This is a genomic window from Aquitalea magnusonii, from assembly GCF_002217795.2.
GTDB classification, from domain to species: domain Bacteria; phylum Pseudomonadota; class Gammaproteobacteria; order Burkholderiales; family Chromobacteriaceae; genus Aquitalea; species Aquitalea magnusonii_B.
Window position 1 is genome coordinate 909,382 of the sequence record NZ_AP018823.1, and the last position, 21,035, is coordinate 930,416.

Genomic DNA, 21,035 nt, shown 5'->3' on the forward strand with positions numbered 1-21,035 from the left:
CTTATTTATCCCAGTACTTTTCGGGACGGGCGATGCCGGGCTGGCAGTCGATGGTGTACTCAGCAAGGTCCACGCCATAGCGGGTGATGTCCGCCCACCAGCGGCCCGATGGCTCCTTGCGCAACTTCACCATGGCGCGGTCTTCCAGATAGTCCAGCTCCTTGCGTACCTCCAGCGGCGAGACATCGGGGATGATGGCGCGCATGGTTTGCTGGATCACATCTTCGGTGATTTCATTGGGCCGGGCGTTATAGGTGGCCAGCACCAGATACCAGCGGATGCTCTCGCGGCGTACTTTGGCGGTATCAATATTCATTGCTGCTGTCCTTTCAATTGGACGTTTTCGATTTTGAGGGCGAGACTATCCAGCTTGGCCTCGATCACGGTCTGGTTGCGGACGTAGTCTTCCCGGCGCACGTACTGCAACGGCAGTTCAGCCTGGAAGCGCAGGAAGTCTTTTTCGATGCGCTGCCAGCCATCCGCCTCGCGCCGGTTCTGTTCCATCAGCTCGGCAAAGCGGGTGTCCCAGTGGGTGCTGGTGGCCTTGTTCGCCTCATCAATCGCCTTGAAGCGCTGATCCAGACGCTGCTCAAACTGGCCCAGCAACAGCTTGCCGAAGGTGAACACCACGCCCAGAAAGCCCAGCAGCAGGCCGACCAGATACCAAAAATCAACAGTGACCGTCACCGGTTTCCCCCATTTCGGCGCTCGATGGCGCTCTGACAACGTGTACAGCGCAGGCCGGGTGCCGCGACCTGTCGCTCTTGTGGAATCTCGCCCCCGCAATCGATGCAATGCGTGGCTGGTAGGCCATGCGGGACCAGTGCCTGGCGTGCAGCAATGTGGCCTTCGCGCTCGTCCAGCTCCAGCTTCTGGGCACGATCAAACGGATCCATCAAAGGCCCCCATTGCCCGGTCAGCCCAGTACAGTGCTTCGGACAGACGCTTTGCAGCCTCTTTTGCACACTCCGCATCACCCCCGAGTCGAGCGATCTGGCCGACGACAGCCGCCAGCGCTGCGCCCTTGATTTCCAGGGACTCCATCAACTGGCCTTGCTCGTTTTGGATGGTCAGATCGGTCATGGTGCGTCCTTGGTATGCAGGGTGATGAAGGCATCCAGCTGCTGCTCCAGCTTCTGGCACCACTGGCCGTAATCCGCCGAATGCGTCAGAAGGTCTGTGGGTGATAGCCCGGCTCCGGCGCTGCCGGCTTGGTCGGCTTTTGCAGCATCTCCGGGGTAGGCTCCGGGCAGACCCGGACCACCACTGGCGACGGGGTATCCGAGGTTTTGGGCGTAGAGACGCAGCCCTGCAGGGCCAATACCAGTCCAGCGAGGGCCATCAGCTTGTACGACATGGGGAATCTCCTGTTTCAGTTGCTGCTGAGTTCTGGCCAGCTGGGCGCGCGTCTCCAGCAGGGCTGCACCGATCTGGTTGGCCTGCTGCTCCAGGGTCTGCTTGTCGCGCAGGGCTGTGGCCAGCTCAGCGGCCCACTGGTCTTTGAACTTACCCAACTGCTTTTCGTAGTCAGCCACCAGACCGATACGCACGGTCTCATCTGCCCTGTGCTGGGCAGCGGCACCCGACTCGACACCGTGCTGATGCACCTTGTAGGCGATGAAGGCCAGGCCGGCCCCGATGGCCACGGCCTTTACCCAGGTCGGGATGAGAGGGATGGTCAGGTTCATGGCGCGTCTCCTGCCGCCGGAGCAGGTAAGGCATCACGGGCAATGGCGGCCCGCTTGCTGGCCTGGGCATGGGTTACCCATGCGGCCAGATAAAGCCCATACAGCCATTCCGTGGCGCGGCCATGCACCACCTCCCAGACCAGGGCAAAGGTGGTTGCCACCAAGGCGACCGCGATGCAGAACTTGCTCTGCGACAGGCGCTGGGTAACCGGGTTGGTGAGGATGTCAGCAAGTTGCACGACGGCGGTTCCTTCGCTTGGCTGCAGCACGCTTGACCTTGGCCACACCGCTTGGGCCACGATGGCCTACCGGTGCGGACTGGCTACCAGTCACCCGCCACCGGGATAACGGACGATGGTGGGCTGCCAGGGCATGCAGCAACAGGTAAATGAGCGGCCGGTGCATTAGCTGGCCAGGATGTTCTTGGCTTGCGGCTTCATGCCGGCAGCCAGCCAGTTGGCAACGAAGAAGCCGGGGCAAGTCTTGGTCCACTCGCTGGGCTCCACAGTGCCATCACCATTCTTGTCTGGTGACAAATCACGGTGGCCAACCACCGGCACTCCCGGATACTTGGCCAGCAGAGCCTTCACCAGGCTGGCCAGCGCACCCCATTGCGCGGTGCTGTACTGATCCGTACCCACCATGCAGATACCGATGGAGTTGGCATTGTGGCCAGCCACATGCGCGCCGATTTCATCCAGGGCGCGGCCGGTGGACTTGCTGCCATCCACGTCCAGGACGAAGTGGTAGCCGATGGCCTTGAGGTCGGGGTTGTAAGCGGCAATAGCAGCCGGCTGGCGGTGAAAACCGCGCTGAGCATGCCACTGGTCAATGACGGCTGCGGCCGTCCTGGATGTAGCGCCAAGCACCTTGCCGTTGGGGCTGGCGGCGCAGTGAATGACAATCAGGTTGATGGTGCGGGACACGATATTTCCTCATGGGAGACATGAGGCAAATCGTAGGGAAAGTCAGGACGGGGGCAGATTGGGAAGGGGTTCGGTACAGCTAGGGGCGATAAGTGATATCTGAGATTGGTAGCCAGCTAAGCCTTTCCTGTGGAATGCCATATGAGTATTATCATGGCAAGGCATGATAGGTTGGTAGTCATTAGAGACCGTCCGATTTCGGCCAAGTGCGACCGGTGGTGATTCCACGCCGAAAGCGGTCGTTGTAGGGTGAAAATAAGCGAAGCGCATTGCACTGGATGGTTTGATTTTGCCCCAGTAATACACGATTTTTGTGAGTCGATCCATTTGTCATTCGGCGCAGTTCGCTACGCTCAGTGCGCCCTACTCTTTGGGATTGAGGTAGGATTACGCCGTACGCGGTGTATAACTCACAATGGGTAAACCTGGAAGCAAGGGAAAATTAACCAAATTGCAGCATTGAATAATCCGCTATACCCACTACCAAACGCTGGAGATCCAGTAAGTGTCGAACTGGCACATCTGTTTGCGTATAAAATAGCGATCAGACATGTCCTTACACGTTGTGCACCCTAACCACCCTTCGTGGCTTCGCCGCTACGGCGGCCCCTCACGTCAAACGTTAGGCCTTTTCTTTTCACTTTTGGAGCGCATATGGCAACAAAGAATGACAGCATGTGGGGAAAGCACAGTGCTGAAAGAGGCTGGATACTCAATTGTCTCAAGTCACAAACCCAACCTATCGTCTATTCCTGCTCGTCCGCATCTTCAAAGGCTCGCGTAAATAGCACAGTTGTCACATGGCACACCAAGACCAGCTCAGAAAAAAGTTCACGTCCCAAAGAACTATTCTTTCCCATCAAGGCTGAAGGTGTGTATCAGGTCGACAACCATGCCGATCACGGCGGCTACAAACTTGTATACCAAGGCGCAACATGCCTTAGCTATAAAACTATCAAACCTGACGATGTGGCGGTCGTGTTTCAAAGAAATGTTTCAGGAGAGGCTTTTTCTCAAATCGCTGCGAGCATATAGGCCTAACCATTCTGTCGTGAGGGGTCATCCAATTAGCTTTTGGAAAATAAATTGAAAACAACAGATGAGTATTTTTGCGAAAACGGCACAAAACTGCATTTTACAACCAATGTGTATCAGTTTGAGTTCGAAGGCATACAAATATCCCTTGAAGGCATACCGCATTTGAAAAATGAGGAAACAAATGAGCTTTACCTTCCTCAGTGCGCAAGAGTCATTTTGAAAAATGTCGTAGACGGAGCAAAAACCAAGGGGCTGAGCAAGATTACGATTTCCCCACCGGATAGTCTTAAATCAAAAAGATTTTCATACTGCAATAACTTGCCTTTCAAATACTCCGCTTTGGAATATTACTTTATACCAGGCCTAATAGGATCGCAGAATGACGGCTTCCTTGTTCCGGTCTATTTCAACATGGACGTGCTTAATAAGTACACCCAACATCCTGACTATGATATAAAAATCCTATCATCCACTTACGGTAATTTGTCTTGCAAAGATGAATGGCATATTTCATTTGGCATCAATAGAAACAAAAGCATATTGATGTGGCTTGGCGATATCGACAGTCTGCCTGACAAGGAAAAATATTACTTGGTTTCTGAAAACATAGAGCCAGAATTCGAGATACATTCTGAATTCTATGATGCGCAGATATGTGTCGAATGGGCTGAAAGCGCGCTTGAAAGCAAAGTTTTTCAGGCCAGAGAAAAGCTATCTGATCTGTTTGAAAATAAATTTGGCTATAAGTTATTCAAGCTTGAGGGCGAAATATCGAGAACAATAGCGGACCTTCAAAAACCTGTTTTCTGGGAAAATAGGCACGTCGCCCCTGTTGTTGAATCACTCAATAGAATATTCGTAGAGGCTCTCTGCGAGAAGAGCATAAAAGAGATAATTCTTGAAAAGGCACCCAGCGCTGATGTCAAAGGTCTTAAAGGGTTAAAGCTTTTCAGTACCCTACTGTCCAGTGTTTTTTTATTGGAAAACAGCGACGAACTAATGTGTCCATTTTTTGTTCTCTATGACTATCGGATAGTAATGTGCCATCTTCAGTCAGAGGGGACTATAGAAGAAAAAATGGACTCTATTTATAATCGCATGAATATATGTGCAGAGAATCGGCATAACGAAGAAATTTACATGGCGATTTTTCAGCGCCTAGCACAATCCCTTGATTCAATAATCAACCACATAACTCTAGACTAACAAGTCCTTCAAGCGGACACCGTGCCGGTGCCGCTTAAGTCCAACGTTGGAGCGTCCACTTTCCAAAAGTCTGACCGGCCGCTACGGGTCGTAGAAAGACATTGATGCAGGGATGCTATAGGACAAGAACAGTCAGATGGAAATTTTTCTACTCAGCATGCATATGAAACGTCGAACGCTGGGTTGCCTACTATCATGTTTGCTTCTTTGCGTAGCGTTCTCGGCTGCAGTGTGGTTTCTCGGAACACCAAATCGCTTATCTCTGCTTCCTCCGCAGCTAGAAGTGCAAAAAGTTCTGTACTCCGAGACTAACTCTTGGGGTTTTGGCCCCGGAGGAAATGAGACGGGAGTCATCTTGTATGAGCTTCCTTCGCATATGTCCCACAAAAATCCAAGCGACTTGGTACCTGAACTGACATGGGAGGCAACTCCCTTGCATGGTCATCGCGAGTGGTTTGAGGGGGAAGGGGCTTCACGTACAGAACCAGGGCCTTTACTTGACAATTACTTAAATCGGTATGGCTTTGGCATTCCAATCAAAGCTGAGGTTGTAAGCGAGATCAACCGTGCGGTCTCTGCACAGGGTAGTTGGTATGCCTATACCGGGCATGGGATCATCGTGCTTATGCCGTTAATCAATCGGGTTGCATTTGTTTACGCCGAATGACGTTACGCTTAACCTGTGAATATCTGGGCTTAACGAGTAACGTCTTCCCAGACGTAGTAACTAGACCGCTTTGGGTCGTAAGCTGCCGTTGAGGCAGCTCTTGGCAGCTCTTGGCAGCTTTAAGTCAGTTATGGCCATTGTCCAGATATGCAGTCAAGGTCTCAAGTTCGGCCAAAGCGGTCTGCCATCCTATCTACTATGAGTATCTATTCTTGGCATATACCGGCCGTTTATCTGTTACCAGCACTGGACGTTAGTTTCCTGCAACGGGGAATGTGAGTTAGATGCTGGCTAATTGATGGGTGAATGTCACTTACATCTAAATGGCATGATAGGCGAAAAACAGGCAAAATGAGTGAACTGCACATGCCAAGGAGCAGATACCAATGTATTTACCTGACGCAGTTTTCGAAATTCTTACCGGTATCGGTATGGGGGCTAGCGAAAACGCTGGCGAATTTTGGTTTGCCCATAGGGAAAAGGTTGCGACTGAGATCAACAAACGATTCAGCCCAACCGACTTTCAACGTTTTGAGGATCAAATTCGATGGAAAACCCCAATAGGTATAGAAGTTCAGAGAGCAGTACGGGAGTTTATACAGTTACAACAGGAGAATAATAGAAAAGTTATAAATGAGGCATTTGAGGCTGGAACTTTTTTTGACTCAATGTCGACTTTTATCTTAGATTTCTCTGGATTTTCCTTCGAGCTGAATGGCGAGCAATATACCATTGCTAAGTTTCAAGAGCTCTATGCTAATTCCAAGATTTATCCGCATGTGAATTTGTCCGGTATTGACTTGCAGGGAGTAAAGATAAATAACTGCACCGTCCGTAATGTCGTACTGACCTATGCAAACCTGGATGACTCGCAAATTGGGCGTGTTGCCTTTGAAAACTCAAGCCTTAACTTTTCTTCCCTGAGGGACGCCCGACTTGGGCAAGTACGCTTCTCGAATAGTGGAATGTCTGGAGCAGATATTTCCGGGGCATTCCTTAATGCCGTTACCATGAATGACGTTAGCATTCCTGATAAGTTGACATTTCAGGAAATTAGCTACTTCTACTTACTATGGGCTTTGTTAAAATGCTGGTTTTCTAAGAATGGCTTCTCAGAGTCTGGCGCTATAGTGAGGAGGAAGCACACAGTTTTCCTTTTTAACGACACTTCTGGTCTGTCTGGTCTACGGAACTCCTCTGTTAAGAACTATGTTCAATGGTACGAGTACGTTTTTAGCAAATTCCGTGACTTCAAGATGCTCCCAATGGGCGAAAGAGTGATGTTCTCCATATCGGTCATTTTCAGCAAAGTTTGGACATCTCTTACAGTTTTGGGCATGCAAGTCTTGCTGCTGAATCTGCTATTCGCAGCTTACTACCATGCGAACATCAGTCTCATAAAGAATCTGGACTGTACGTTCCTTTCGGCCTTCTACTTCAGTGTCGTTACATTCGTAACTCTTGGATATGGAGATATGTCGCCTGTGCCAGGGTGGGGGCAGCTAGCTGTGATTATCGAAGTGATTCTTGGCTATATCAGCCTAGGCTCGTTCGCATTCCTTATTGGGCACAAGGTTTCTGGACGTTACTGATACATTTTTTCTTCAACGTTAAATGCATTAAATTCTTAGATGATTTGATGGATTTAATTGGTGAAAATTATGGAGATTACTGAGTTGGATATCCAATCTGCAAGAGAGATTTTGTGGGAGTCAGTATGGTTAGGTTTTCTGGTCTATGCTGCCTTTGCTGCATTTGGTTATTTGCCATTTATATACCAGAATAAAAATGTAAAAAAGAAAGTAAGCAGAAATCCTATTGCCAGAACAATAAAATGGGTATGGCGAAAAACGAAGAACAAACACCTATCGTGGATACTTGATGCACTGGTGCATAGCTCATTTTTAAGCTTCGCCGCATTTTTTTCGTACATCAAAGGCTATTATTATTTCAGCTTTTTTTCTGCAATTCTTTCTGTATTAATAACGGCCACTTATTACTTTAGAGAGCGGAGAGTGCATGAGATTAATTGCATTGAATTAAAGAGCCGAGCAAAGCCTAGCCGCAAAAATGCAAGATAAATCGTCGCGAAATTTTTAGATACATCGATGGCTGTTTTAAGCAATAAGCAGGCCTTCGAAATTCGGGTCACATTTGGCTGTTTTGGCCGAATTTGAGTTGTTCGCTGATGTAGTAGAAGTAAAAATGGCCCCATCGGGGCCATTTTTACTTCAGAACAGTGAGCCTTGCCCAGTGCCACTCAGTGGCACCAAGTCATCATCCTTTTCAAGAATCTCCTCTATCCTGCGGTCACATAGCCGGTATTTCGGCACCAGCACGTTGTTGACGGTGGCGTTGTGGCCTAGCTCCAGGCAGTGGGCGTCGTAGTCGGCCCGGATGCTGGCATCACGCAGGGCGCGGATGGCCCTAGCGCACTTGGCCACATAGAGGCGGGTGTTGCCATAATGCTTCACCAGCATGGCAGCCGGTTCAACGCCTACCGCCTCTGATAGCGCCGCAAAATATTGCCCTTCCTGGCGCACGGTCTTGGGCACCGGGAAGTGGGTGCCGCCATAGGCTTCCACCAGTTTGATGGTGGCACTCAGCCCGATCAGGTCGATGATGGTGCGGACGTTTTCCGGGACCAGGTGCAGGGCACGGGCCATGGCCATTTCGTGGTCGTTGCGGTTCATGCCGGTCTCCCGTGGCGTTTGGCGTCGTAGACCAGGGCGACCATCACGCCTTGCAGCTGTTCGTTATTCAACCATTCCAGTTTCTCCACCCGGTACATACGCTTGGCCAGGCTGTGGGCGTAGTCCCATGGCCGGCCAGCGCTGCTGAGCTGGGCTTCGATCTTGGCGATCAGGGTTTCACGGCTGTCGACCGGCTTGGGCCGGCGACCATGTTTTCGCGCCGGTTTTTGCACAAAGCCCAGCCGCTTGAACTCGGCCAGGACCAGGTCCAGCTGGGCGAGGGTGAGGGTGGTGCTGCTGGTCTTGCCATCTGCCAGACGTGCCAGCAGGGAGCGATAGCTGTCATCTGCCATCTGCAGCTGCTGCCGGGCAATGTGGATCTTGGAGATCATCGCCTTGCGTCGGTCTGTCATGGGGTTCTCCTTGGTGCGCAGTGCATGCGTGACCGGCCTGCCGGCTTTATCAGAGGACGGCACCCCAGTGTGTTGGTCGGGGCTGGCCGGTCACGGCTGCATTGCGGGTTAAAACACGTTGCGGAGCCTGCGTTAACAGGCTCGACACCGGGTTCTAGTGACTGATGGCGTCCTTCAACGCCTTGGCCGGGGTGAAGGTGACCTTGCGCTTGGCCGGAATCACCAGCGATTCACCTGTCTTGGGGTTGCGGCCGGTGCGCTCGGCGGTGGTCTTGACCTTGAACTTGCCGGTGATGGCCAGCGGAATTTCGCCGCCGCGTTGCAGCTCCTCACGGATGGTCTGCTCCAGGGCGTCGACAAAGCGCAGGGTGTCGGCCTTGGTGGCATCGGTCTTGGCGGCGAGGGTGGTGATCAGTTCTGCCTTGTTCATGCTGTACTCCTTGGTGTGACGTTAAAAAACGGTGTAAATGACGGGTGTTCTACTGCAGTCCGACGCTGGCGATATCCAGGGCGATGGGCTGGTATTGGTCGGTATTGCCAACCCGCTCGTAGACCCGGATGTAGGCCTTGCTGCCGACAATCTGGACGGCTTCGCTGATGGCGGTCATGGCGCGTTGCCAGCGTGGGTCGTGAATGTCCATGCGGCGCAGCGCCAGTACGCGACCGGTGTTGATCTTGCCTTCCTTGTCCGCTGCAAAAGCCTGGTTGACGATGGCTTGCAGCTCCGGCCGGGCACCTTCGGTCCAGTCGGTCAGACACTCATCAATCAGCACACGGGCTGCCTGCAGGCGCTCGTCGAAGGTGATGCGATCCTGATTGGCCCGCTGGATGCGGTAGCGGCCATCAAAGCTGTACAGGGTGAGGTTCCCTTTCTTGCCGCCGATCTGTGCCTGGTACTGCTCGGCCGACAGATCAATGAAGGCTTCGATGTCACCAAATGCCGCCGCCTTGAAGCGGGCGAGGGTGGCGGACACGGTGCGGGCCTGGCGTACCAGATCCTGCACCAGCTGGTCTCTTTCCTTGTCGATGGGCTTGATCATGTTTTCCGGTACCAGGCAGCCCTTGGCGTCCTGCCAGTAGCCCTCCGGAATGGGGGTGCTGTTTTGCATTACTTGCTCCTTGCTCCAATCAGTTGTTTCACCCGCGCCAGCTGCTGGCGATTCCTGTCCAGCCAGTCTGGCGTCAGCTCCGGCTCGTCCCTGGCATTCCAGAAGCGGCTGTCGGCTGGTGTTGCTGCCGGTGCTTCTGCGCCTGTGGTCATCACGGATGCCGGGGGAAGGGCGGCGAGGGCGGCTTGTTCGGCCTGGTAGTCATCCCACACCACCCGCCGCGCTGCCTTGCGGTCCATGCCCATGCCCACCAGGCGTTCTACCTTCCTGGCCAGCAGGGCCTTGGTGGCCGCATCCAGTTCAGGCGATGTGGCCATCTCCCACTACCTTGATGCCGGTTTCCAGAACGGCCCGGATCAGGGCCGCGTTTTCGGTGGTGATCAGTGCCGTGTCGATGTCCAGCTCGTGGCGCAAGCGGACCAGCTCATCCACCTGGGCCGGGGCCTGCCGGCCGCTTTCGTAGCGGGAGCCACCGGATTGGGTCACCTTCACGGCTCCCCAGAACTGGGACTGATTGAGTCCCATCTTTTTGCGCATGACACGGTAGTCACGGTTTACGGTTTGTTCGCTCATGTCGTTCTCCTGGGCGTGGGTTAATTTGCGTTTTCAGTCCAGACCACCCGGCAACCATCCAGGCGAAACTGGCCTTCGCGGTAGCGGCCAATCTGGCCCTGACCAAAGCTGAAGTAGGCGGCCTGGCCCGATTCGATCAGCTGCACGCAGCGGGCGCTGGTCTGGATGCGGACAGTCGGGTAGGCCGGGCTGCTCATGTCGATGCTGGCCACGGCAAAGCCGCGCCGGCCCAACTCGTGAATAACCTGTTCCACCTTCTTGATCGCCTGCAGCATCAGGGTGTTGATGGGCAGGAAGGCTGTTACAGGGCGCTGCGGGGCAGTACTGGTTTGCATGTCACTCTCCTTTGCTGCAGTGCTTGCACGAGCGGCAGGTCCGCCAGTGCGTCAGTTTCAACGGGTGGTGCGTCGGTGGCCGGCTACTGCTGAAGGTGCGGCAGTCGGCCATGGTCATGGGCTGATTGTTGAAAGGGCAGGTCACTACTGCGAGGACGGCCCGGACCTGCTTCTCGACAGCCTCGGTCCTGCCTGCGTACTTGCCGGCCAACACCAGACTGATGGTGCTGCGCGAATAGCCCAGCTCGGCGGCCACCGGCTTCTGGCCACGCTCGGCCACGGCAGCGCGCAGGATGTCCAGCCAGTCAGCAGTCATGGTCAGGCTCCTCTTGCCAGACGACCTGACCCAGGTTCGGGTCGTAGACCGCCTTGGTGCGCTGGATCATCGGCGGGCGCGGACCGGTATTGCGCGCCGGGTTGAAGCGGAAGCGGCTGGCTTTGTGGCCATTTCCCTTGCTGTTTCCCTTGTTGATCACAATCAGGTAGCCAGCATTCAACAGGTGCTTGAGATAGTCTTTGGCAGTCGTGGGCGCAACCGTGACTTCTGTCGAGCTGGCCAGTGCCGCCAGTTCGTGAAAGGTGAAGTCACGGACGATACGCATGGTCCGCCACATAGCCTCACGGGCCCGTCCCTGGATGACCGGCTTGCCATCCCGTGTCAGGCGTGGTGCTTCCAGCCCGTTATCCCGCAGCAGATTCCAGCGCTTGTCGGTGTGGCCATGGTTCTCTTGAACCACCTCGATATGGCCTGCTTTTTCCAGTGCCTGCAGGTAGGTCTTGGCAGTATCAATGTCGGTGCCTGCCTTGGCGGCCAGGTCGATCATGTTGAAGTCCGTGCGCAGCTTGCGGATGGCCTCCCAGAGTCGCTGACGTCCCCCCTTACCCCCCACCATTTCCAGATGGGCGCTACGCCGTCTCTGCTTGGTTGCCGGCATGGTCAAACCCTCCTCGGCGCATCGCCGGTATACAGTGCTTGGCTACCCCAGCTTGCGCGGTCGATGGTATCCAGACCGTGCAGCATGGCGTGCTCCTGAATGTTCACCAGGTTCACGCACAGCCGACGTACCGAGCCGTGGGCAATCTCGACCACATGGGCGAGCAGGTCATCTGCGATGGTGACATCCGGGCTGTAGATGCCCTTCAACTGGTGGGCGTCATCCAGCGTCACCGGCTGTGCCGGTACCCAGGCCAGCACCCGGCCATGGAAGCGCTCAAACTTCTTCAGCTTGCTGGGCAGCATTTCTTCCCCCACCAGCATCAGCGGAGCCTGGCTGCCTTCGTAGATGTCGCGCAGCAGCTCCACCATGCCGGGGCGGGAGGCCGCGTGGTCGGCCTCATCCAGAATCAGCGGGCGCTGGCTGGTCGACATTTGTTCGCAGATCAGATCCAGATTGGCTGACACGGTGGAGGCGGAGTGCAGGCCCATTTCAAAGGCGATTTTTTCCAGCAGGGCTTTCTTGCCCCAGGCACTGCGCATCTGCACGTAATAGGCGCGGGTCTCATTGGCTACCGCCACGATGGTGGTGGTTTTGCCGTAGCCGCTGGGACCGTAGTACACCCCCAGGCCGGGCAAGCCGTCCTGGCGGTTGATCAGCTTGCTCATGGCAATGCTGACAAGATCAAGGTTGGCAATCGGTGCAATGCGATTCACGTTCAGGCTCCTGTTTTTCATGGCTCAGCGCTGGCTGAGGGTTCGGTATTCGTTGGTACGGACATATTTGTTCAGCAGCCAGTCCAGCTCACGCTCACCCAAGGGTTCGCCGCGCTGGTGACGGTCGCGCAGGGTGCAGAAGTAGCGGTAACGGGCGTCCGGGGTATCCGGCAGGCTCAGCACGTTGCTGGGCGCGGGTGTCGGCGCGACATCAACCAGTCGCAGGGTAGGGGACGGCACGCTCTTCGCTGCAATGGGTTGCCGCTGGATGCGGGCCTGGGCGGCGGCTTCTGCCAGCTGCTCACGCGTGCCGCTGATCACCCCTGGAATCACGATCTCCTGCTGAGCCTCAATGGCCGGCTGGCCACGACGCTCTGCTTGTACCTCGTCCAGGTGTGCTTGCAGGCGATTGATCCGGCCTGCCGCACGACGGTCTCGCGCCTGTTCAATCACGGAAACAGGGAAGAAGCTGCGGACGTTGGCATTCCACTCAGCGGTGCAAATCAGCCTGCCATCGTCGGCATATACCCAGACCCGGCTGGCATCGTTCACGTCGTAGCCGATACGCAGGCGCTCGCCGTGAAACTCTTCCAGTGCCCGGCTGAAGTAGCGGTTACCAAACAGCGCGATTTCTCAGCGGCTGATGCTGCGCTCGACCTGGGGCCGGAACAGATAGGCCTCTTCACCTGGGCGCAGGCGGGTTGGCTCCCAGCCCAGGGCAACAAACTCGGCCAGCTTCATGTCCGGGCTGATGCCATTCAGGCTGCGATGGGGCCGAGCGTTGTAGTCGGCAATGCGCTGGTTGATGAAGTCGATGAAGTGCGGCCAGCTGATCAGCTTGCTCTGCCCCCCGTCCTTGATGGCCTTGCGGGTGAGCTTGAACCGGCTCAGCTTGGCCTCGCGGTCCATGTCGGCACCGATATAGCTCTGCAGTTCGCGGGCGGCGCGCACGAATACCGACTGGTGCAGCCGCTCTACAGCGCCCTTGGCTTGTGAGTTGTAGGGGCGGGCAAAACGCATGTCGGCCCCGAGTCGCCCCATTACGCCGGTCGACTCATTGCGCAGCATGTCGTTTTTGTAGCCGGAGCCATTGTCGACATAGAAGATCGCCATCACGCCCTCACGGGTCACTGCATGGGTGATGGCATCCAGCACCGCCAGTCCTGATTCGGCCAGGCCCACGCTCCAGCCGATGATGCGACGGGTGGCAATGTCGATAATGGCGGTGATTTCCGGGCGGAAAGGCCGGCCATGCATCGGATGCTGCACCTCTGCATCGAAGGTGTGGCCGTCAGCGGTCCATACGTCATTCGGCTGCAGCTGCGCGATGTCCCGGCGCACAAAAGGCTTGATGTTTTTCATCTCACGCGGGCCGATCCGGCCGGTTTCCCGCGAGACCGCTCCCAGCTTGCCGATGAAGCGGCGCACCTGGTGAATGGAGGGCAGCATTTCCGGGCTATCGGTCCAGTCCCGTGCAAACTGCTCATAGGCATGCGAGACACTGGGTTTGGAAGGAAGCTGCCAGTAAGTCAGAAATGATTTGGCCCAGGCCGGGATTTCCAGCACCGCTGTCATGGCAGTTCTGGGTGCCAGATGGCCTTGTTTTTCCAGTGCACGCCAACCCTTGATGCTGCGCACCGAGGGGTAGGGGCTGTCACCCTTGCGGCCACGACCATCATGGGCAGCGCGCAGCATTCTCTCCAGGTGCGGGTCCAGCGTTCCGGCCTTGGCCTGGGTCAGCAGGGTGTGAATAGCGGCTTCACGGGTGACGCCGCAGCCAGCCATCAGGCGCTCGATCGCAACCAGTAGGCCCTTGCGCGCACCTTCAATCGTCTGCTGGCGGCTGGTCAGCGCCAGTTCCAGTTGCTGGGTGGTGGCAGGTGGGGTCGGTAATGCGACGACCGGGGCTGCAATGATCGATTTGACCAGGCGGTCTTTGATTGATGCGATGGTTTCTGGCGGGAGACTCATCAATTCATACTCAAGGCCACCGCCTTTGCCTTCCCGCTTTCGGCAGGCCCATAACTCACGGGATGCCTTGGCGATGATGTTTTTGACTGCTCCTGGTATGCTCGGCAATTTCATTGCGGCGAGTTCTGCCGCGCTGTAATGGGTCTTTAGTTCTGCCTGGCTCATTCCTGAACTCCAAACAGTTCCAGCTCAGGATTGCCGTTCTTGATCACGTTTTCACGATGGTAGGCGACCTGCGAGAGTGCGCAGGTGAGGGCTTCGATAGTTTCTGTCAGGTCGGATTGGTCGCGATAAAACTGCTCAAGCAACATAACTACGCGCCCGAAATTAGCCTGCATTTCACCCAGATCACTGGCTTTGGCCTTCTTACCGGTTGGAATGGTGATAACAACGCGACCACCATGAGCCGTGCAGAGGTACTCACTGATATAGGATGCTTGGCAGAATGTCTCGAACTGGCGTAAACGATTCAGCGGCATGGATGAGTCAGCCATCCAGCGGTAGTAGGTCTTGACGTCGACGCCCATCAGGTCGGCCATGCGCTTGGGTACTAGCCCCAATTTTTCAGCGGTTGCAAGCTGGCATTGAATCGCATCATCCAGACTCGAAGGAATTGAATGACCCTTACGATTTCGCATTGTTAAATTCCCCTTATATAGAATCGTGGAGCTGGCAGCAGGCTGCATTGCTCTCTACCATTCACTCAGCAGCAACAACCCGGCGGGGTGCTGCCGGAGTATTTGCAGATGAAAGGGGAACGGATGGGAAAACTGGCTTAAAATGGCGCCGAGCGTAGCGGCTCGGCCAGATGGTTTCCGGCTCGACACCGATAGCAGCGGCGATGATTCTTTCTGCTTTCGGCCAAGATCTATCCAACGCATTGTTCAATGCGCCAGGGCTAAGTTCAGCCTTGATAGATAGTTTCCGTAGAGACCATCCGGCCTTGCGAACGGCTGCGACGATATCCGCCCTGTGCCAATCCTCGGCGGTTTTTTTTGGGGTTGACGATGTGCTCATTACTTAATCTCTCGCGGTGATTAGGTGAACACATGTTAATCGTAAAAGATCAATCAAACAAGATTCAATTGATCGTAAAAGTTAAGTTTATCGTGCATCAGTATCTAGTTTGATAAAAATTTCATACTTATCAGATACTTGCATTGTTACTTTTACGGCGAAAGAAATTCTGATATCTGCGTAAAAGATCGACATGGATAACCTTTACGATGACTTCCCCCTTCGAATCACGAAGGCGATTGAAATGGCAGGTGGTCCTTCAGAGGCTGCTCGGAAGGCGGGTGTGACGCTTGCGACGTTGTCTAGATGGAGAAAGGGAGAGGCTGACCCGTCAAGGTCAAACCTGGTGAAGCTGGCCGATGCTGCCGGTGTGCGAATCGAATGGCTTGCCGCAGGGCGAGGGGGTATGTTGGTCAGTGCTTCACCGCTTGGTCACCCTGTAGGTAAAGAGCCATGCTCCTGTCTTGATACTTTGGGTAATCCGGTGGACTTGGAAGAGTTCGTCTTCATTCCACGGTATAACCTGAAAGCTGCTGCCGGTCATGGTGCGGCTGTCGCAGGCGAGTCCCCCATGTTCTCAATGTCTTTCCGTCGCTATTGGATAGATAACTACCTGAGAATTGACCCGAAGGATCTGTCTGTCCTGTCGGTGAAGGGAGATTCGATGGAGGGCGTGCTGAACAATAAGGACGTAATTCTTATCAACCATGCAGATACGTCCCCAACAAGTGGTCTTTACGTTCTGCGTGTAGATGGTGATTTATTGGTGAAGCGCGTGCAGAAGCTACCTGGTGGCCGCCTGGCTATCTTGAGTGCCAATGAGGCTTATATGCCCTTTGAGGTTGACCCCAGCAAGCCTGAAGGTGACTTTGCCGTGGTTGGCCGTGTTGTCTGGTTTGGCAGGCAGATCTAAGTAGGGCTCAAGTAACTGTTGATGTGATTTTTCCTCCAGCATCAAATGCAAAAAAAACCGCGAAACCTGCTGTTTATAGCTTGGTTCGCGGTTTTCTTTTGCAAGTCTTTAACGGGGTGTGGCGTAAAGCGGTTTGATTGCTGAGATGCTTGCCTGGCGCACCTTTTCCCACATCATCCCAGGTAGTCCCACCGGTTTTCTGTCTGTGCAATTAACCTCACCACACCACAGAATCCGAAGGTGATGCCCGCATCGACAAATCGGTCAAAACCGGTGGCTCCAAGCGCAAGCTGCCCATCCATCCCAAACTGATTGAGCTGGGCTTCCTCGACTATGTGGCAGCAGCCAAGAAACGTGGTGACACCTTGCTGTTCCAGGCCTTCCCGACCGCCGCTGGCCGCGCCTCGCCCAAGGCAATGAAATGGTTCACCGAATTCCTGCAGGAAATCGGGCTGCGCGACGAAACGCCGAATGCGCGTATCGTCGGCATGCATGCCTTCCGCTCCACCTTCCTGCACCGAGCCATGGTGCTGGGCGTGGTCAGTGCCGAAACCATCACCGGTCATGCCAGCAATATCACCAGCATCGAGACCATTCAGAACGGCCAGGTGAATCAGGAAGCCTCGGCGGTGGTGAAGAAATACCGTGGAGAGCTGCCGGTCGACAAGAAGCTGGAAATCCTGTCGCGCATCACCTTCCCGGAGGTGGAGTTCATTCGGGCGGACAAGCCGTAAGAGGAGACTTCGGATGGAGCAGGGCGGTGCCCATGCTGAATCCTGATGTGATGCCCTCCGTGCTTACAGCGAGTTCAGCGCTGCCAATGCCGTGGCGAAACGAGCGCGGCAAGCATCGGTACGCTCGTCCAGCATCAGCGTCTCGAACTGTTGCTGCACCTCGGCTAGTGTGGAGCACCAGTCACGCATGGACGCACGCAGGGTGTGGCATGCCGCCTCGCCCAGCAGCGTGGGCAGGATTGCGTCAAACAACTGCGGCCATTGCTGATGCAGCCCCATCGGGAAGCTACGCCAGCTAGTCAGCCGGGTCGGCGGGTCACGCGTCAGGAACATCGGAGAGAAGTCGAACAGCGGACTGAGCTGCAAACGGCTGCCATGTTTCAGAAAGGCTGTATTACGCCCGTGATTGTCTTCGGCCTTGAGGCAATAGGAAAGCACATCCCGACGCAAGTATTCAGCCACTTGCCGCAGGAATTCGTCCGGCTCGGCATGGGCCTGCCAGTTCGTCAGTACGTCCTCATGAAACAGTTTCAGCCCATGCTGCAGTACATTCTGCAGGGTGTACATGCTCATCAGGTGATGATGCTGCCACTGACCCAGCACCAAGGCGCAATCGAAACGCGGGATGAATAGCGGGCTGCCCAGCATGAAAGGCTGGCCATGTACGTCCAGCCCCGCAGTCTTGGCCAGTTTCAGCCAGACAAATTCATGCTGCAGCAAAACCTGCTCTTCGCGATTGCGTGGAAATTTGACCAGAAAGCGCTCAACGCTATCGTCTTGGGCCAGACAGGCATCCGGATAAAACCGGCCATTCCTGGCGCGGCTCATCCATAGCTTCGGTGCTTGCCCCAGCATGCAGGTGACGCCATGCAAGACACCATGCGCTTGCAGCAGGGACTCGAACCTGGTGCCGACCTCCGCGAGTTCAGCCGCAGACCAGCGCCCAAAGCCTTGAGGCATCGCACCAGCCAAATACCGATGCGCCTCGCGAATACGCATGCAGCCAGGCGGCTGACTCGCCCCATGCATCAGCACGCTGGCGTCGTACTGCGCACCATCGCGGGCACTGCCATTCAGCAACGTCAGTAGGGCATTCCGGCCATAGCCGCTTGGCAACAAGTCCAGGAAAAAAGCAGGCCACCCATCACAGCGATAGTGGTTGAAGGAAAGAGGGTGCCGGAAATCTAGACTGGCTTCGTCACTGCGGTTGAGATGCTCAAGAACATAGTCAGGCATGTACTCCAGCGTACAGCTCGACGCCAGCCCCTTGGCCGGCTGGTCGATGTGCAACGTCGCTGCAAGCCACCACACCCCGTCTATGTACTTCTCGATTTGCAACTGCATGGCTCACTCTCCTTGGTGGATGAGTGTACCAAGGTCAGTGCTTGCATGACTGCTGGCATCAAAACAAATGGTAGTAAGTCGGCCTTAGCGGTCCTTCCTCGGCTTGCTAGGCAATGACTGGTTTACACAGATTTTCGGACATGCTCGCATCCCAGTTCCACTGGTTGACATCCTCTCTGCTTGTCTACAGAATGAACCGCATGACACGTAATGATCAATGCATAAATGCAATTATTACTACCATTCCCGGAATGGTGGGTTAGTACGCGTCACGGTTCAGTCCAAGCAACCCGCCCCAGCAGGCGGGTTTTTTGTTTCCGTCTGACTGGTTATCACGCTACAGACCAGGAGCAAATCCATGCCACAGCAGGAACTGAAAGAAATCATCGCAGCCGCCGACCAGGCAATCAACCAGGAAGACTTTGACGAACTGATGGCGTTTTACGCCAGCGACGCAGTGCTCGTGATCCAGCCCGGTATGTTCGCGCAAGGTAAGGAACAGATTCGCGCAGCCTTTCCAGCTATCGCCAATTACTTCAATCACACCCTACGAGTCAGTCAGGCAGACATGCAAGTCGTCGCGGGTGGTGATACCGCTCTAGTACTGGCCCGTACCGAGTTACAGGCGGAAGGTGATGCTGGACAGCCTTGGCAGGCTACCCGGTTCGCCACTTATGTGTTCCGCCGGAATCCAGCAGGTGTATGGCGCTGTGCCATCGATAACTCCTACGGCACCAGTCTGCTTGAGACGCCACCCACCCTGCATCTGCTGTGCGGCAAAATTGGCTCTGGAAAATCAACCTTGGCACGACAACTAGTCAAAGAACCCAAAACCGTGCTGATTAGCGAGGATGAGTGGCTAGCCAGGCTGTATCCGGATGCCATCAAGGAAGTGGCCGACTATGTGCGCTGTTCTGGACAGCTAAAGAATGTGTTGGGAGAACACGTGGCAGAGCTGCTGAGTACCGGTCTTTCAGTCGTACTGGACGTGCCGGCTAATACCGTTGCATCCCGGCAATGGGCTATGTCGATTTGTACTCGAGCCGGAGTAGCTCACGCTCTACATCTCCTGGATGTTCCAGATCCAGTCTGCAAGGAGCGCTTGCACCTGCGCAACCAGTCCGGCACCCACCCATTCACCGTTGACGATGCCACCTTTGACCGGATTACCCAATATTACGAGCCACCACAGGACGGTGAGAGTTTAAATGTCATTCGTCATTGAAAGTTGATCGCCCCCAAACTCAGTCGACTCCAGAATGGCTGCTTTCTGATACAGAAGCAGCCATTGCTTAGATGGGGGGATGGCAGCTCTGGCCGAACCGCCGTCTACCTAGCAGACTCACCGGCGGCTGGTCGGCCAAAGCAGGAGTTCAGATTCTGCCCGACATTGACTGCTTTCACACAAAGAGCAGTCTTATCTTAATCGCCTATTGAACCGGTACAGACCAGTACAAAGCATGACTAACGGCCAACTGGCCACTGTCGCATCATAGTGATGCGCAACTACCACCGCCGAGCTTTGCTCGGCGGTTTTTCATTGCCCGGGTAGTCACATGTCATTCGCACTGCATTTCGGTATTTCCGAACGAGTTTGAGCAAATGTCGCCCGTTTTATTATTTAATCTAATTTCCTCTGCCGAGGTGTCACTCTTTATTCTTACCGCATACTTAATTATACTCTCATCACCGCGCTCTTCGACAATGGGGTTTGATTTATATTTACACCACGGGCTATCCAGCAAGATCCCATTGGTGGCATTGCGCTCGGGAGTAGAAAATTCAACAACACGACACTGTCCATGAAACTGCAAGAAGAGCAAAACCGTATCTCTCCCATTTAAGCTCCAAGTGGCCGCTGAAAAAATTTCTCCCTTAGCATAATCCCCATTTAGGTTAATGTATTTTTTCCTATATGCCCTCTCATTTTTAGTTATTTCACCAGACGCTTCAGTTTTAACAATACCTGCCAGAGACGACAACGAGTACATCGACAAGAGGAATAAAAAAAATTTCATTTAATCCAAACCATCTGTTAATTATTTTTACAGCCCTTGTAGAGTAGAAAACTACTCATTACCAATAAATTATTCTACAACTATTTAACTTTGGCGAACTTCTATTGGGCATAATTGCTCTGCCGGAATTTCAGAAAGCTCTTTTATTTTCCTCGTTTTTACATCAACTTCATATTCAGCTATTTCTGAAACATACACTTTCCCGCCCTCTATAAAATATGCAGACTTAATTCCACTTCCAAAAATCTTTGTCATAATGGTTTCTTAAATTTTTGAGAAAGTTCAAATACAGTTAGAAATGAAATTTGTGGATTTTGTGGGGATGCTCGCTGGTCAAGACCAAAGAAAACAATATATCTATTGTTTGCAGTCCAGCCTCCATTCACAGGATCAGATCTGAGTCTTAGATAATATTGGGCTTCATTTACTCTTACATTAAACTCACCACCCCCAACTTTATTCCTAATTATCTTAGGACATTCTTGAGAATAGCCAAGCTGTGAAATACACATCCCTATCATTATAAAAAATTTCTTCACACCTTGTCTCCAACCCTCTCATATATACGCACCGCATGCTCAAATCTTTTAGCATATAAATCTGTGTATTTATTTACCAATGCAGTAACTGTATCACAATCATATCTGGCAATGCCTTTACTTGCAGACTTATTAACCCCAGTTAACTCCCAATAAAAACATGCCGTACTTACTCAGTCGCAAGTAATATTAGCAGTCTG

31 protein-coding genes and 1 pseudogene are annotated in these 21,035 nt (G+C 54.0%); 7 read left to right on the top strand and 25 right to left on the bottom strand.

The annotated features are described in order from the left end of the window. Position 1 precedes the first annotated feature (1 nt). The 6 genes from DLM_RS04445 to DLM_RS04475 form a co-directional block, all read right to left on the bottom strand. The gene (locus tag DLM_RS04445; RefSeq protein ID WP_089084331.1) at positions 2–316 is read right to left on the bottom strand and encodes a hypothetical protein; all 315 of its coding nucleotides are present in this window, start codon (positions 314–316) and stop codon (positions 2–4) included. After that, the gene (locus DLM_RS04450; protein WP_089084332.1) at positions 313–687 is read right to left on the bottom strand and encodes a hypothetical protein; all 375 of its coding nucleotides are present in this window, start codon (positions 685–687) and stop codon (positions 313–315) included. Before DLM_RS04450 ends, DLM_RS04445 begins: the two co-directional genes overlap by 4 nt. Positions 688–882: 195 nt before the next feature. Continuing rightward, positions 883–1,083: a hypothetical protein gene (locus DLM_RS04460; protein WP_089084334.1), complete on the bottom strand. Its 201-nt coding sequence runs from the start codon at positions 1,081–1,083 to the stop codon at positions 883–885. Next, positions 1,080–1,688 (bottom strand): hypothetical protein, encoded by a 609-nt coding sequence (locus DLM_RS04465; RefSeq protein ID WP_089084335.1) that lies wholly within the window; start codon positions 1,686–1,688, stop codon positions 1,080–1,082. Before DLM_RS04465 ends, DLM_RS04460 begins: the two co-directional genes overlap by 4 nt. Further along, positions 1,685–1,927, bottom strand: coding sequence for a hypothetical protein (locus tag DLM_RS04470; protein WP_089084336.1), 243 nt, complete (start codon positions 1,925–1,927; stop codon positions 1,685–1,687). Before DLM_RS04470 ends, DLM_RS04465 begins: the two co-directional genes overlap by 4 nt. Before the next feature lie 165 nt (positions 1,928–2,092). Beyond that, positions 2,093–2,614, bottom strand: coding sequence for an N-acetylmuramoyl-L-alanine amidase (locus tag DLM_RS04475; protein ID WP_089084337.1), 522 nt, complete (start codon positions 2,612–2,614; stop codon positions 2,093–2,095). 654 nt (positions 2,615–3,268) lie between these two features. Between DLM_RS04475 and DLM_RS22935 the strand changes: the two genes are divergently transcribed. The 4 genes from DLM_RS22935 to DLM_RS22940 all read left to right on the top strand — a co-directional run bounded on the left by DLM_RS22935 (position 3,269) and on the right by DLM_RS22940 (position 7,606). Further along, positions 3,269–3,649 (top strand): hypothetical protein, encoded by a 381-nt coding sequence (locus DLM_RS22935; protein WP_145985765.1) that lies wholly within the window; start codon positions 3,269–3,271, stop codon positions 3,647–3,649. Positions 3,650–3,700: 51 nt separating this feature from the next. Beyond that, positions 3,701–4,858 carry a hypothetical protein gene (locus tag DLM_RS04480; protein WP_089084338.1) on the top strand — a complete coding sequence of 386 codons (1,158 nt, stop codon included), beginning with the start codon at positions 3,701–3,703 and terminating at the stop codon, positions 4,856–4,858. Between the two features lie 1,053 nt (positions 4,859–5,911). Then, positions 5,912–7,117: an ion channel gene (locus DLM_RS04485; RefSeq protein WP_089084339.1), complete on the top strand. Its 1,206-nt coding sequence runs from the start codon at positions 5,912–5,914 to the stop codon at positions 7,115–7,117. Between the two features lie 60 nt (positions 7,118–7,177). Then, entirely contained in the window at positions 7,178–7,606 is a 429-nt protein-coding gene (locus DLM_RS22940) for a hypothetical protein (protein ID WP_145985766.1), read from the top strand. Positions 7,607–7,756: 150 nt separating this feature from the next. Here the strand turns inward: DLM_RS22940 and DLM_RS04490 are convergent, their stop codons facing one another. The 15 genes and pseudogenes from DLM_RS04490 to DLM_RS04555 all read right to left on the bottom strand — a co-directional run bounded on the left by DLM_RS04490 (position 7,757) and on the right by DLM_RS04555 (position 15,287). Further along, complete coding sequence (locus tag DLM_RS04490) at positions 7,757–8,218, bottom strand: Mor transcription activator family protein (RefSeq protein WP_089084340.1); 462 nt, start codon at positions 8,216–8,218, stop codon at positions 7,757–7,759. Then, positions 8,215–8,631, bottom strand: a complete 417-nt coding sequence (locus DLM_RS04495) for a gp16 family protein (RefSeq protein ID WP_089084341.1) — start codon at positions 8,629–8,631, stop codon at positions 8,215–8,217. The genes DLM_RS04490 and DLM_RS04495 overlap by 4 nt, the downstream gene beginning before the upstream one ends. A gap of 154 nt (positions 8,632–8,785) precedes the next feature. Next, on the bottom strand, positions 8,786–9,061 hold the full coding sequence (locus DLM_RS04500; RefSeq protein WP_089084342.1) for an HU family DNA-binding protein: 276 nt from the start codon (positions 9,059–9,061) through the stop codon (positions 8,786–8,788). Positions 9,062–9,110: 49 nt separating this feature from the next. Then, positions 9,111–9,740, bottom strand: coding sequence for a DUF3164 family protein (locus DLM_RS04505; protein ID WP_089084343.1), 630 nt, complete (start codon positions 9,738–9,740; stop codon positions 9,111–9,113). After that, complete coding sequence (locus tag DLM_RS04510) at positions 9,740–10,057, bottom strand: hypothetical protein (protein ID WP_089084344.1); 318 nt, start codon at positions 10,055–10,057, stop codon at positions 9,740–9,742. Before DLM_RS04510 ends, DLM_RS04505 begins: the two co-directional genes overlap by 1 nt. Further along, complete coding sequence (locus tag DLM_RS04515) at positions 10,041–10,313, bottom strand: helix-turn-helix domain-containing protein (RefSeq protein WP_089084345.1); 273 nt, start codon at positions 10,311–10,313, stop codon at positions 10,041–10,043. Before DLM_RS04515 ends, DLM_RS04510 begins: the two co-directional genes overlap by 17 nt. A gap of 20 nt (positions 10,314–10,333) precedes the next feature. Beyond that, the gene (locus DLM_RS04520; protein WP_089084346.1) at positions 10,334–10,648 is read right to left on the bottom strand and encodes a hypothetical protein; all 315 of its coding nucleotides are present in this window, start codon (positions 10,646–10,648) and stop codon (positions 10,334–10,336) included. Position 10,649: 1 nt separating this feature from the next. Further along, positions 10,650–10,964 (bottom strand): hypothetical protein, encoded by a 315-nt coding sequence (locus DLM_RS04525; protein ID WP_089084347.1) that lies wholly within the window; start codon positions 10,962–10,964, stop codon positions 10,650–10,652. After that, on the bottom strand, positions 10,954–11,583 hold the full coding sequence (locus tag DLM_RS04530) for a hypothetical protein (RefSeq protein ID WP_089084348.1): 630 nt from the start codon (positions 11,581–11,583) through the stop codon (positions 10,954–10,956). Before DLM_RS04530 ends, DLM_RS04525 begins: the two co-directional genes overlap by 11 nt. A gap of 2 nt (positions 11,584–11,585) precedes the next feature. Then, positions 11,586–12,299 (bottom strand): AAA family ATPase, encoded by a 714-nt coding sequence (locus DLM_RS04535; protein ID WP_331852737.1) that lies wholly within the window; start codon positions 12,297–12,299, stop codon positions 11,586–11,588. Between the two features lie 24 nt (positions 12,300–12,323). Further along, positions 12,324–12,851: a Mu transposase C-terminal domain-containing protein gene (locus tag DLM_RS04540; protein WP_231960051.1), complete on the bottom strand. Its 528-nt coding sequence runs from the start codon at positions 12,849–12,851 to the stop codon at positions 12,324–12,326. A gap of 3 nt (positions 12,852–12,854) precedes the next feature. Next, a pseudogene (locus DLM_RS23985) lies at positions 12,855–12,929 on the bottom strand (Mu transposase C-terminal domain-containing protein); the annotation flags it as partial. Between the two features lie 3 nt (positions 12,930–12,932). After that, entirely contained in the window at positions 12,933–14,435 is a 1,503-nt protein-coding gene (locus tag DLM_RS04545; protein ID WP_089084351.1) for a DNA-binding protein, read from the bottom strand. Then, complete coding sequence (locus tag DLM_RS04550) at positions 14,432–14,908, bottom strand: hypothetical protein (protein ID WP_089084352.1); 477 nt, start codon at positions 14,906–14,908, stop codon at positions 14,432–14,434. Before DLM_RS04550 ends, DLM_RS04545 begins: the two co-directional genes overlap by 4 nt. Before the next feature lie 61 nt (positions 14,909–14,969). Next, positions 14,970–15,287, bottom strand: coding sequence for a helix-turn-helix domain-containing protein (locus DLM_RS04555; protein ID WP_089084353.1), 318 nt, complete (start codon positions 15,285–15,287; stop codon positions 14,970–14,972). 244 nt (positions 15,288–15,531) lie between these two features. Between DLM_RS04555 and DLM_RS04560 the strand changes: the two genes are divergently transcribed. Both DLM_RS04560 and DLM_RS04565 read left to right on the top strand, forming a co-directional pair. After that, positions 15,532–16,200 (top strand): S24 family peptidase, encoded by a 669-nt coding sequence (locus DLM_RS04560; protein ID WP_089084362.1) that lies wholly within the window; start codon positions 15,532–15,534, stop codon positions 16,198–16,200. A gap of 335 nt (positions 16,201–16,535) precedes the next feature. Further along, on the top strand, positions 16,536–16,934 hold the full coding sequence (locus DLM_RS04565; RefSeq protein ID WP_089084354.1) for a hypothetical protein: 399 nt from the start codon (positions 16,536–16,538) through the stop codon (positions 16,932–16,934). A 63-nt stretch (positions 16,935–16,997) separates the two neighbouring features. On the opposite strand, the gene DLM_RS04570 is transcribed toward DLM_RS04565, so the two are convergent. Next, the gene (locus DLM_RS04570) at positions 16,998–18,278 is read right to left on the bottom strand and encodes a HipA domain-containing protein (RefSeq protein WP_089084355.1); all 1,281 of its coding nucleotides are present in this window, start codon (positions 18,276–18,278) and stop codon (positions 16,998–17,000) included. A 358-nt stretch (positions 18,279–18,636) separates the two neighbouring features. On the opposite strand from DLM_RS04570, the gene DLM_RS04575 reads away from it, so the two are divergent. After that, positions 18,637–19,503 (top strand): SgcJ/EcaC family oxidoreductase, encoded by an 867-nt coding sequence (locus DLM_RS04575; protein ID WP_089084356.1) that lies wholly within the window; start codon positions 18,637–18,639, stop codon positions 19,501–19,503. 334 nt (positions 19,504–19,837) lie between these two features. Here the strand turns inward: DLM_RS04575 and DLM_RS04580 are convergent, their stop codons facing one another. From DLM_RS04580 to DLM_RS22945, 3 genes are all read right to left on the bottom strand, one after another. Then, positions 19,838–20,296, bottom strand: a complete 459-nt coding sequence (locus tag DLM_RS04580) for a hypothetical protein (protein ID WP_089084357.1) — start codon at positions 20,294–20,296, stop codon at positions 19,838–19,840. A gap of 84 nt (positions 20,297–20,380) precedes the next feature. After that, entirely contained in the window at positions 20,381–20,551 is a 171-nt protein-coding gene (locus DLM_RS23270; protein ID WP_167467030.1) for a hypothetical protein, read from the bottom strand. After that, complete coding sequence (locus tag DLM_RS22945; protein WP_145985767.1) at positions 20,548–20,835, bottom strand: hypothetical protein; 288 nt, start codon at positions 20,833–20,835, stop codon at positions 20,548–20,550. Before DLM_RS22945 ends, DLM_RS23270 begins: the two co-directional genes overlap by 4 nt. Positions 20,836–21,035 lie beyond the last annotated feature (200 nt).